Source organism: Pseudogracilibacillus amylolyticus (SeqCode) (assembly GCF_051918545.1).
GTDB lineage: Bacteria > Bacillota > Bacilli > Bacillales > Amphibacillaceae > Pseudogracilibacillus.
In genome coordinates this window covers 1-10,626 of the sequence record NZ_JBPPZG010000132.1, presented here as the reverse complement: position 1 = coordinate 10,626, position 10,626 = coordinate 1, and the positions used below count along the sequence as shown (strand labels likewise).

The following is a 10,626-nucleotide window of genomic DNA, read 5'->3' as shown; positions in this document are numbered from 1 at the left end:
ATTGTTGTTGAACGTCTAAAAGGTGAAGAAGTAGGTATTGGATTTGACGCTGCAAAAGGCGAATGGGTAAATATGATCGATGCAGGAATCGTAGACCCTACAAAAGTTACTCGTTCTGCATTACAACACGCAGCATCTGTTGCGGCAATGTTCTTAACTACTGAAGCAGTAGTTGCTGACCTACCAGAAGAAAATGCTGGTGGCGGAATGCCTGATATGGGCGGAATGGGCGGCGGAATGCCGGGGATGATGTAAGTAACCCATAAATAATGTTGAATTGACGGGGTTTGTCACGTGCAAACCTCGTCTTTTTGTTTAAAATGTCACATTTATGTCACTTTAATGATATACATTTTTATGTATATCTGAATTAGAAAGTCGCTTTATTTTCTTGGTACCATTTTTCAATATCTGGATGCGAGGTGGGATCAATTTTCCACGATCTATAATTATCGATTGCTCGAGCAGCATCTTCACCATCTTTTTTCGTCCAATATTCAACACCATATAGATATGCTTTTTCTCGTAGTCTTTCATCAGCAATTTTATTTTTCACTTTTTTATGTTTAGCAAAAGATGATTTTTCGTACTTTTCCATAATTGTCCCTACAATTCCTAAAACCATTAGTATAAAAAAGCCAACAACAATGATTTTACCCCACCAAAAATCCCAAAGTGCTAAACAGATTGCATATAACAGCAAAACACCAATAATAAATTTGATTTCCCTTGCAAATATAATGACGAATAGCAATATTATGAAGAAAAATAAAAGCACATTATTCCCCCTCATGATTCATTTTTTTCAAATATCCTGTATTTTATGATATCAAAACTGTATTAATTTTTGATTTTATAACCACCGAAAATCTTTGGACTTGCGACTATGTTTTCATTTTGATCTGCAAAATGAACGTCACAAAAACTTGTAATGCCGGAATTTATAATTCCAGATTCAACAGCAGGACCAATCGTTTCGGCAATATACTTTTGTTCTTCTTCAGTTAGTAAATGCCAACTGTTGTCTACAATTACATAAACGGTAATCCAATCATCCCCGGAGGTTGGACGTATATCAATAATTGATCCATCACCCAAGTCTATCAGTTCCGAAACTATTTCCTCTACTTTTTCAAGAGATTTTTGTCGTTCTTTCTCTCGCTCTTTCTTTTCCTTTTCCTGTTTCTCTTTTTCTATAGCTTCTTTTTCAGCTTTTTTAGCTTTTTCTTTTTCAATTCTTAATTTTTCATTTTTTAAAATCTCTTTTGCGGAATCAGCATCGATCAACTCTGTTTCAATAAGTTCAATTTGATGTTCGGCCAACTTCAGGGCAGACAGTAGTTCGGAATAATTTTCATTAGCTTTTTCTATTTGTTTATTCGATTTATAAATTCTTTTGTCATATTTTTTCGTGTCTTCAATTTTCTTATCTTTAGATATATGTTTGTGTATTCTTTTTACTTGCTTCTCATAATATGCAAGAGCCTTATTCAAATGCCTCTTTAGTCTCTTTATTTGTTTCTTCTCGCTTTTTCCCAATTGCTTGTTGACTTCAATTGACTTTATATCATTTCTGAGTTTTTCAATGTCCTCTTTTAGTTCATCTAATTTTTCTAATGTTTTATACTTATCCTTTTCAGTTAAGTATGAAGATAAATTAATTATCCAATTCTCTTCCCAAGTTTCGTTAAACTTTTTTACTGTATCCTCTATTATTGGTTGAAGCGTTTCTTCAGCCCACTCTTTGGTATTAGCTTCTTCTTTTGCAGAAACTGTAATAAAAAAGGATGAAGTTGCTAGAAAGGACACTAACATTATAAATATAACTTTTTTCATTTACAGTAACTCCTCTCAATACTTGATCACCACCACTATATAATAAAGTGGTAATTTTTTTCTATATTTTTAGCAAAAATACCCAGTATATATGCAAAAATAATCACGATTAAATCAATAACCGTGATACTTTATTTTATTCTTTTAATTTCCTCCTCTTGATCGAGGGAACGCCTTGCAAGAAGGTTAATTGTATCCTCTTGACGTTGCTGTATAGTAGCTATTTGATTGACTACATTTCCAATTATTTTTTGATTTTCTTTTAATGCAGTGATGTCTTCGGTGTTTTTAACCACTTGCTCGTATACAGCATCAGATTTGTCTTCCAAGTTTTTCAATCTCGAATCAACGGTATCGAAACGTTGGTTCATTTCCGTTTTCATTTCATGCATTTCCGTTTTCATCTCATTCATTTCTTTTAATACCAAGTCGAGCTTTTCATCACTCATCCTTTACACCTCCTCATTCATCATCCCTGTACGCTTCCTAGATTCGTTTTAAACGGGCTAAATCTTTTTCTTCTGTTAACTCTGGATTGTCACTATGACCTAACAAATTATCGGTAGTAACATTAAAAAATACAGCTATTTTTTAACAGTTTCATGATTTGATTCACTTTGGTTATTTTCATATTTAGCATACCCCTGTCTATTAATCTCTAAAAAATTAGTCATATCTTGTTGAGTGAGCTTTTTCTGTTTCCTTGATTCTTTCAATCTCTTTGAAAACATAGCGCCCTTTTCAATCACTTACATCATATTATATAGAAACAAAGTGTTGCTTTGAAGTAAATTATCAAAAAGTAATAAAAAGTCGCTTTTTTCTATTGGAAGTAACTAAGAGTTGCGAAAAGGGATGATTTTAATTGACTAAAGACGAATTTAGCCAAGTATTAATTAATGCGAGAACTGAAAAAATTACACACATACTAAAATGTCCCCCGAGTAAAATTTTACACATATAATTGAGCCAACTGTAGAAAATTCTACAGCTTTTGAAGGAGTTATTCCACTCCTTGATTATATAAGTAAAATTGAGATTATAGATATTTTAGAGAAAATCTTACTCTACAAAAATAAGGAGAATATTTCCTTTACCTGACGTAGCGTCCGTAATATATTTAACCATTTTTCAGAATGGATAAGCATGTTGAAGCGTGTTCATCAATTGGAGTAACTATTTCTAACTGAATATTAACTTTTCTCCATTTTGTGGGGAAAGCGGCATTATGTCCATTTTTTGCAGAAATGAATGGCTCAACAAATATATTTTTGATTATGGTATAAAGACACTGTGGATAATCGTTAATTATCCACAGTGTCGAAATGCGGGTTAAATATATTAAACGACAAGATTTCCTAGTTTAAGAGTAAAAGTAAACTTTTTTCTAAAATTGTGATTAAACATTTTTCTATGTCATCCGATATTAAAGGTGTAAGCATGAAAGAGGATGGATATCATGGCCTGAACATTAGTTAGAAGACCGGAGATAAATTTATTTTTAAAAAAGTATTAAACATTTTCCGATACCATCCGATATAAGTAATGTAGGCATCAAGGAGGATGAAATCTATGGCACTAACGTTAGGTAGAAAACCTGGAGAAAAAATTTATATCATAGATTCTCAGGGAAGAGAGATTGAAATAGAAGTTGTAAAACGGGAAGAAAAGCTGAGTAACTTTACACAGCTACGTATTAATGCTCCACAAGAGTTTAAAATTGTGCGTGGAGAGATTTATGACGGTAATAACTCCTAAATAGGAGATTATTATATATAAACTAGCATTTCACAAGGATAGGTCTTGCTAGTAAAATAAAACAACACGGAGGTAGATTAATTATGATTATTAATCACAATATTTCAGCACTTAACACACATCGTCAGTTAGGTGCAAACAACAATGCAGTACAAAGTTCACTAGAAAAACTTTCTTCTGGACTAAAGATTAACCGTGCAGGAGATGACGCAGCAGGTCTAGCAATCTCTGAAAAAATGAGAGGACAAATCCGTGGATTAGAAATGGCGACTAAGAACGCCCAAGACGGTAGATAAGAAATGCCGCTTTAAGTAGTAATACTTAAATGAAAACTCCGTGAATTCGGTGGAACCCCAAACCATATGAAGGATGGTGGGCAATACCGAGCCAAGCCTAATGAATTGGTTGTAAGTAGTTAGGAAGGTGTAACGACCAGGTGGTGAGGAACCAGACCAATAACCCACCCACGAGCGCGGGGCATCCTATAGAGGATGAAGATATGGTCTGAACTTTATGGAAACATAAAGAAGTAGTGGATAAACAGCCATTACGATAACATAATTGATTTCTCTAATCCAAACAGCAGAAGGTGCACTTAATGAAACACATGCCATTCTTCAAAGAATGCGTGAGCTTGCGAATCAAGCTGCGAACGATACGAACAACGAGGCTGATCGTGGTGAATTGCAAAAAGAAATTGACCAGCTTGCTCAAGCATTAAATGATATTTCTAATGACACTGAATTTAACACAAAAACTTTACTAGACGGAAGCTTGCAAAATGCTGTTTTCCATGTTGGTGCTAACAAAGGTCAAAACTTAAAAGTTTCAATTAACGATATGAGTGGGACAGCTTTAGATGTTGCTAAAACTTATGGTGTTGATGAAAATGGAGAAATTGATGGACTAACTTACAAGCCAGGACAGGAAGCGCAAAAAGCACAAGGATATACTGCTTCAACGACTGGGGATACAGGTAGTGAAGTACATACCATTGAACTTGAAGATGGTACGATAGCTACTTTTGATAACACAGGAGGTACAGCAGGATATTATACAACTGACGGAAAATTAGTATTAGAAGCAGAAACAGAACTTTCAGATGGTACAACTGGAACTATTGAAGCCAAAGAGGCAGTTCAAGGTGGATACTACGACGCTGATGATAAGCTCGTCATTACTGCTGATGAAGAACTTTCAGCGGGTACTGTTACAGTAGGAATTAACATCTCTACTCAAGAAAATGCAGACGGTGCAATTACAACAATCCAATCGGCAATTGATCGTGTATCTGCTGAACGTTCTAAACTTGGCGCAGTACAAAACCGCTTAGAGCATACAATCAATAACTTAGGTGCTTCAGCTGAAAACTTAACAGCTGCAGAATCACGTATTAGAGACGTTGATATGGCGAAAGAAATGATGGAGTTCACTAAGAACAACATCCTAACTCAAGCGGCACAAGCAATGTTAGCTCAAGCCAACCAAACACCACAAGGAGTACTACAGTTACTACGTTAATAGTGGATTATAAAAGGACTCTAGCTATGCTAGGGTTCTTTTTTTAAATTATTAAGGAGCAATTAAATGATAACTATTGAAGAATATGAAAAGGAAATAGCAGGTAAAATTATTAATATAGTGGTTAAATACGATCAAAGTCTAGAATTTCCTTATTATGCAATAAGTTCGATTAACGTTGATGGTGCTGGAAGTACTTTGGAGGAAGCAAAAGAAAAGTGTGAAGGTGCAACCAGAATGTCAATATTAATAAATCAATGAAGTCTAACAAATATGCTATCTGGAGAGGAATTTATATGGATAATCTTTTTGAAAGTAAAAAATGGATAGAGTTTCGAAATAAAATGCACCATCGGTTAAGGAATTATTAATTTTGTTACATGAAAAACAAGATGTAGAAAATGTTGATTTAACAAGTAAAGAAATCTTTGAAAGACTAAAACAAAAAAGGGAAGAACCAATATATAAATATTTAGATAGCCTTGATATGGAAAATATAAAGTTTATTCAAACTTTAATGTATATTGGACGAGATTACGATGGAAAAGACCATAAAAGCCCTGAAGCAATCTACAGAGAGCAGAAAGAAGGGTTGGATATTATTGGGTGGAAATCAAAAAGTATAGAGATTAATCAAATGTTAGGTAAAGCCCCACTAGCTAAGTATTTAAGGTCTGGATTACGAATATTGAAATGTAATTAAAAAAGTTGCCGTATTCCTGCAGAAAAATAAATATATATTATATCCCTGAACATTTATACCCTAATTCCAATTGTGGAGTTAGGGCTTATTTTTATTTGGGGAGGAATAATGTGTGAAAAATTACCAAAAGGAATATAAGCAATTGCAACTGTTACAAGTGAAAGAAGGTGAAGTAAAGCCAGCACCCGCAAAGCGAGTAAATATTGTAAGCCTGAAAATGGTAAAGGAAAAGAGTTTATTGTACAAAAATCGCCAGATTCTTAGTCCAGAAGACGGATATGACTTATTGAAACAATTTCTGGGTGATGTAGATCGGGAATATTTCATCGTCATATGTTTAGACACAAAGAATCAGCCAACAGCAATTAACATCTGTCACATTGGTAGCTTGAACGCAAGTCTTGTCCATCCGAGAGAGGTAATGAAACCAGCTATTTTGTCAAATGCCGCTTCTATTTTTGTGGGACATAATCATCCATGTACCCATCTTATGCCGGGAATGATGTAAGTCGAGTACGAATAAAGCAAGGTTTGCTGTATAAAGATAGTAAGAGTACCTTTGATTTTTTTGTGTTTATAGTGGGATTGTAAGTGTGTTTAATAGTTTCAAAAAAAGTAATTTATTATTTTCCTAAAACACTAAAACATGCACAGATACTAGCATAGTGTGTAATGTAATTAATCAATTGTTAATTCTAATAATAAAGTTCCTAATGCCTAAGGATCCCAGTTGGATTGAAAATAGCATTATCTAAATGATTATAGTAAAAAGCCAAATTATAAATGTTATTGTTATAATTGTTTTATAGAGTGTATGATTTTCATTAAGACTTGTATTCAACAAACGGGGCTAGTTTGATAAGTAAATAATATAGATTAGATAAAGTAAGGTGCTTTTCTATAAAAAGAATTAGTGCCTTTTTCATAATTTCCATGTAACATATACATTGAATTATGCAATATATATGTTACAATGAAGTTGCGAAGAGGAGATTGTATAGATGAAAAACAACGTAAAAATAGCTCGAGTACAAATGGATTTGACACAACAGCAACTGGCTGAGAAAGTAGGAGTTACTCGTCAGACGATCAGTTTAATTGAAAAAGGACAATATAATCCCACTTTAAAATTGTGTCTTTCGATTTGTGATGTCGTGGATAAATCGTTAGATGAGTTATTTTGGTTGGATAAGGAGGAAAGAACGAAATGATGAAAAAAATTACTGATGAACGATTACAGCTGAAAAACTTGAAAAATATCAGGGTTTTATTTTTGATTCAAACCATTGGAATTATAGGTATATTAGGATATGACTTAGTTACTAAAGGAATGGATGGAATGACATCTAATCCATTATGGTTTGTTCTAATAATCACAGGTGTTGTTTCTGCATACTTATCTATGGGCATTAGTGTAGACTACGAGTCGGATAAGAAGTCTTCAAATAAAGGGCTGATTATTTCACTTATCGTAAGTGCATTGATTTCTATTGTTGTTGGGGTTTTTGTAACATTGACAGATGGATTTGACCCGACAAACGGTATTTTCATAGGCGGAATAATATTCATTTGTTCACTTGCTCCGATTCTTTATATTTATTATCTTCGGACTAAACGAAAAGATTAAATTGTTAGTTATAGAAGCTTTGTTATATTTGGGTGCAATTATGGAATAAGGATTATGTTATTAACGGGTCGGATTCTAGAATGTTTTTAGAAGTGATAAAATGAATAAAGTTAATAAAACTACTGAAGAATTAATGGAGAAACAAAGGCAAGATAGACGGCAAGAAGAACAATATGATAATTTAGCTGGTTTAGGTTGGAAAAGATTTGGAATAGCGTTTCTAGTGGTAATATTTGCTATTGTAATATACTCGGTCTCCTTCCGTTAACGGGCACAATTTCAGAACAATTTACTGTCTCATTTTCTGGGCAATCAGAACCGTTCTTAATAATTAGGTAGTTATTAAATACAAAACGGAGAAGTCTTCTTATGTGGCGGTTGCTCCGTTTTAAGATTAGACGTGCATTTATTTAGCGTCGTATTGCGCTTCTTCAGTAAATTGTTCCCCGTGTTCTGAAACTAATTGATCATAAATGCCTCTTTATGTAATTTTATAATGATATTAAATGTCATACATGAATACCATGGAATATCATTATCTATCTTTCTGCTTAGTAAAATTTATCTATAAAAATATTTAAAAAATAGTCACGATTAAATCAATAACCGTGACACTTTATTTTATTCTTTTAATTCCCCCTCTTGATCGAGGGAGCGCCTTGCAAGAAGGTAATTGTATCCTCTTGACGTTGCTGTATTTGTAGCTATTTGATAGACTACATTTCCAATTGTTTTTTAATTTTCTTTTAATGCAGTAATTATCTTCGGCGTTTTTAACCACTTGCTCGTATACGCATTGGATTTGTCTTCTAAGTTTTTCAATCTTGAATCGACAGTATCAAATCGTTCCGTCATTCCGTTGTTAGTAGATTTTGCATTTACCTAACAATTTCAACATGCTAATGAATTCCGGAATGCGCAATTTACTCTATATCCTACAACATACATTTTCTCTAAAACTTTCATTATTGCATATTGTAGAGATATAGCTGTTTTTGGCAATAATGAAATTCGTTTAACCCTATGGATTTTCTATTTTACCTTTATTTAACAGGTAAGTCCTCCATGCTGTCGATATCCATATATGCTGGTACAACGAAACCTTGTCTGGCACCTTCCAAGTTTGGTCCTAAATCTTCAATTTCATCCTCATATTGTTCCATATATGTTGAGGCACCACCAGGAAGCCATGCGATTAGTGTTCCATCGACTTCTCCTTGGGCTATTGATTCAAAGGCAATACCCATATCAAGCGGTGTTAACTTGACATCATAACCTAGTTCCTCAAGTAAAAGTGTCACTACATTTGTAGAAGAGAGCTCTGTATCCCATTCAATGTATGCCAATTCAACAGACTCATTCTCAACTGGTTCGATACCTTCCATCCAGGCATCGGCTTTTTCTCTATTATCTTCAATCCACGTCTTGGCAGCATCGCGCGGTTCTACATTTTCATCTTGGCCGAACATTGCCATCACTGCATTCATATCCTCAACTTCCCAATGAAAGTTTTCCAAAAATTGATATGCTGAAGGGTGTTCTTCTTTTAGCCCTTTACGAACGATCGTATGTATTTTTTGTTCCACACCAATTATCTTTTTTGGATCATCCAAAATTTTCAGATCATACTTATCGAAGGTCCAATGTGGTTGCCATAGGGTGACAACAATAGGTCTTTCTTCTTTGATTGCCTCCTCTAGTTCTGTAATCATGGCTGGTTCTGAACTAGGGATTAATTCCATATCCAGATTATATTCTTTTACTGCCTCTTCCGCCATGTTCATTGTACCGGAGCCCGGTTCAATTCCGAAAATTTTATCTAGATCAAGTTCCTTTTCAACCTTTTCAACATTTTCACTGTTATGGGTATCATTATTTGTGCCACATGCAGAAAGCACCATCACAAATATAACTGCCATTAACATTTTAATTAACTTCCTCAAGTTTAACCTCCTCAAAAATTATTATTCTTCTATAATATCCATTTTTAAATAGGAATGTCCAACTTTTTATTTTAGAAAACAAATTAATATAATGCAAACTATTACAGAATTATTTGTTTTAAATTTGCCTCTTATGAATTACTTTATATGTAGTATAGTCGTAAATCTATCTGGTAGGGGATATCCTTTATGTGTAGTAGGGATACCGTTCATTTGAACATGATTTGAGAAGTATACTATTTAATAAAAATTTGTTAAATCAAAAAGACCACGTTAATTTGAAAGCTTAACATCCTTTGACATTTTTCTACAAAACTTTGATACTAGTATAGAAGAAAATGTGTTTTATAGTTTTATTCGACACAGATAAGGGAATTTAGTAAAAAGTATGATGTGTAAAGGAGGATAATGTTGAAAAAAATCTATTCAATACTACTACTATGCAGCTTTGCTAGCTTTATCCTCGTTGCTTGTGCTTCGGATCAGTCAACAAGTAATGATAATGAAGAGAAAAGAGAAGCAACTGTGCCAAAGGAAGTCCAACAAAATGAAATCTCTAATGAAGACGCTAAAGATAAATCTACTAACGAAGATAACAAAAAACAAGTGAAAGAATTTAATTTCGAGAAACCTGAAAGTGTCCGGGGTCTTTATGTCACTGGTCATTCTGCAGGCGATGAGAAATTTAATAGCTTGATAGAATTAATTGGAAGCACAGATTTAAATGCAATGGTCATTGATATAAAAGATGATTTTGGCAATATTACTTATGAACCAGATGAAAAGTCTCCGTTAGCTTCGTTTGGTAAACCATACATAAAAGATCCAAAAAAAATGTTAAAAGTGCTTAAAGAACATAATATATATCCAATTGCTCGGATTGTAGTTTTTAAAGATTCTGTATTAGCGGATGAAAACCCTGAACTATCTTTTAAGAATGGAAAAGAAGTATGGCGCAATGGCAGGGATGAAGCGTTTGTTAATCCTTTCCAAAAAGATGTGTGGGAACATAATCTTACCATCGCCAAAGAAGCGGCAGAAATGGGTTTCGCGGAAATTCAATTTGACTATGTTCGTTTTCCAGAAGGGTTCGAAAATAAAGCAGATGATCTTGCTTATGATAAAGGAGATTATGAAAATATAGAAAATCAAGAAAAAGCCCGTGTCCAAGCAGTAACTGATTTTGTTACTCATGCTAAAGAAGAATTAGAGCCCTATGATGTAGATATTTCTGTCGA

15 protein-coding genes and 2 pseudogenes are annotated in these 10,626 nt (G+C 33.7%); 11 read left to right on the top strand and 6 right to left on the bottom strand.

All coding sequences use genetic code 11. The features are described from left to right. The coding region (locus tag ACPYKA_RS14150; RefSeq protein WP_479542882.1) for a TCP-1/cpn60 chaperonin family protein at positions 1–255 on the top strand (255 nt) is incomplete at its 5' end. A gap of 115 nt (positions 256–370) precedes the next feature. Here the strand turns inward: ACPYKA_RS14150 and ACPYKA_RS14145 are convergent. The 4 genes from ACPYKA_RS14145 to ACPYKA_RS14130 all read right to left on the bottom strand — a co-directional run bounded on the left by ACPYKA_RS14145 (position 371) and on the right by ACPYKA_RS14130 (position 2,567). Further along, positions 371–778 carry a hypothetical protein gene (locus tag ACPYKA_RS14145; protein WP_479542881.1) on the bottom strand — a complete coding sequence of 136 codons (408 nt, stop codon included), beginning with the start codon at positions 776–778 and terminating at the stop codon, positions 371–373. A 62-nt stretch (positions 779–840) separates the two neighbouring features. Then, positions 841–1,836: a hypothetical protein gene (locus tag ACPYKA_RS14140; protein WP_479542880.1), complete on the bottom strand. Its 996-nt coding sequence runs from the start codon at positions 1,834–1,836 to the stop codon at positions 841–843. A 131-nt stretch (positions 1,837–1,967) separates the two neighbouring features. Beyond that, positions 1,968–2,285, bottom strand: coding sequence for a hypothetical protein (locus tag ACPYKA_RS14135; RefSeq protein ID WP_479542879.1), 318 nt, complete (start codon positions 2,283–2,285; stop codon positions 1,968–1,970). 135 nt (positions 2,286–2,420) lie between these two features. Beyond that, the gene (locus tag ACPYKA_RS14130; RefSeq protein ID WP_479542878.1) at positions 2,421–2,567 is read right to left on the bottom strand and encodes a helix-turn-helix domain-containing protein; all 147 of its coding nucleotides are present in this window, start codon (positions 2,565–2,567) and stop codon (positions 2,421–2,423) included. 841 nt (positions 2,568–3,408) lie between these two features. On the opposite strand from ACPYKA_RS14130, the gene ACPYKA_RS14125 reads away from it, so the two are divergent. From ACPYKA_RS14125 to ACPYKA_RS14085, 9 genes and pseudogenes are all read left to right on the top strand, one after another. Then, a complete protein-coding gene (locus ACPYKA_RS14125; protein WP_479542877.1) occupies positions 3,409–3,594 on the top strand; it encodes a carbon storage regulator in 186 nt (61 codons plus the stop codon). An 83-nt stretch (positions 3,595–3,677) separates the two neighbouring features. Further along, positions 3,678–3,884, top strand: a pseudogene (locus tag ACPYKA_RS14120) (flagellin N-terminal helical domain-containing protein); the annotation flags it as partial. A 271-nt stretch (positions 3,885–4,155) separates the two neighbouring features. Next, on the top strand, positions 4,156–5,115 hold the full coding sequence (locus tag ACPYKA_RS14115) for a flagellin (RefSeq protein ID WP_479542876.1): 960 nt from the start codon (positions 4,156–4,158) through the stop codon (positions 5,113–5,115). 66 nt (positions 5,116–5,181) lie between these two features. Next, positions 5,182–5,376 carry a hypothetical protein gene (locus ACPYKA_RS14110; RefSeq protein WP_479542875.1) on the top strand — a complete coding sequence of 65 codons (195 nt, stop codon included), beginning with the start codon at positions 5,182–5,184 and terminating at the stop codon, positions 5,374–5,376. A 112-nt stretch (positions 5,377–5,488) separates the two neighbouring features. Next, a complete protein-coding gene (locus tag ACPYKA_RS14105) occupies positions 5,489–5,818 on the top strand; it encodes a hypothetical protein (protein ID WP_479542874.1) in 330 nt (109 codons plus the stop codon). A 217-nt stretch (positions 5,819–6,035) separates the two neighbouring features. Then, positions 6,036–6,311, top strand: a pseudogene (locus ACPYKA_RS14100) (JAB domain-containing protein); the annotation flags it as partial. A gap of 508 nt (positions 6,312–6,819) precedes the next feature. Further along, on the top strand, positions 6,820–7,029 hold the full coding sequence (locus tag ACPYKA_RS14095; RefSeq protein ID WP_479542873.1) for a helix-turn-helix transcriptional regulator: 210 nt from the start codon (positions 6,820–6,822) through the stop codon (positions 7,027–7,029). Further along, positions 7,026–7,445 (top strand): hypothetical protein, encoded by a 420-nt coding sequence (locus tag ACPYKA_RS14090; protein WP_479542872.1) that lies wholly within the window; start codon positions 7,026–7,028, stop codon positions 7,443–7,445. The genes ACPYKA_RS14095 and ACPYKA_RS14090 overlap by 4 nt, the downstream gene beginning before the upstream one ends. A gap of 100 nt (positions 7,446–7,545) precedes the next feature. Then, positions 7,546–7,713 (top strand): DUF6366 family protein, encoded by a 168-nt coding sequence (locus ACPYKA_RS14085; protein WP_479542871.1) that lies wholly within the window; start codon positions 7,546–7,548, stop codon positions 7,711–7,713. 138 nt (positions 7,714–7,851) lie between these two features. On the opposite strand, the gene ACPYKA_RS14080 is transcribed toward ACPYKA_RS14085, so the two are convergent. Continuing rightward, positions 7,852–7,920 carry an Ltp family lipoprotein gene (locus tag ACPYKA_RS14080; RefSeq protein ID WP_479542883.1) on the bottom strand — a complete coding sequence of 23 codons (69 nt, stop codon included), beginning with the start codon at positions 7,918–7,920 and terminating at the stop codon, positions 7,852–7,854. A 568-nt stretch (positions 7,921–8,488) separates the two neighbouring features. Beyond that, positions 8,489–9,388 carry a glycine betaine ABC transporter substrate-binding protein gene (locus ACPYKA_RS14075; RefSeq protein WP_479542870.1) on the bottom strand — a complete coding sequence of 300 codons (900 nt, stop codon included), beginning with the start codon at positions 9,386–9,388 and terminating at the stop codon, positions 8,489–8,491. Positions 9,389–9,799: 411 nt separating this feature from the next. Here ACPYKA_RS14075 and ACPYKA_RS14070 point away from each other — a divergent pair. Next, positions 9,800–10,626 (top strand): putative glycoside hydrolase (locus ACPYKA_RS14070; RefSeq protein WP_479542869.1); only part of this gene is annotated, 827 nt, incomplete at its 3' end.

What these genes read in the sequence shown, in the direction of transcription:
- ACPYKA_RS14140 (WP_479542880.1), bottom strand. Translation starts at nt 1,836, where the DNA reads ATGAAAAAAGTTATATTTATAATGTTAGTGTCCTTTCTAGCAACTTCA.
- ACPYKA_RS14135 (WP_479542879.1), bottom strand. Translation starts at nt 2,285, where the DNA reads ATGAGTGATGAAAAGCTCGACTTGGTATTAAAAGAAATGAATGAGATG.
- ACPYKA_RS14130 (WP_479542878.1), bottom strand. Translation starts at nt 2,567, where the DNA reads ATGTTTTCAAAGAGATTGAAAGAATCAAGGAAACAGAAAAAGCTCACT.
- ACPYKA_RS14125 (WP_479542877.1), top strand. Translation starts at nt 3,409, where the DNA reads ATGGCACTAACGTTAGGTAGAAAACCTGGAGAAAAAATTTATATCATA.
- ACPYKA_RS14110 (WP_479542875.1), top strand. Translation starts at nt 5,182, where the DNA reads ATGATAACTATTGAAGAATATGAAAAGGAAATAGCAGGTAAAATTATT.
- ACPYKA_RS14095 (WP_479542873.1), top strand. Translation starts at nt 6,820, where the DNA reads ATGAAAAACAACGTAAAAATAGCTCGAGTACAAATGGATTTGACACAA.
- ACPYKA_RS14090 (WP_479542872.1), top strand. Translation starts at nt 7,026, where the DNA reads ATGATGAAAAAAATTACTGATGAACGATTACAGCTGAAAAACTTGAAA.
- ACPYKA_RS14085 (WP_479542871.1), top strand. Translation starts at nt 7,546, where the DNA reads ATGAATAAAGTTAATAAAACTACTGAAGAATTAATGGAGAAACAAAGG.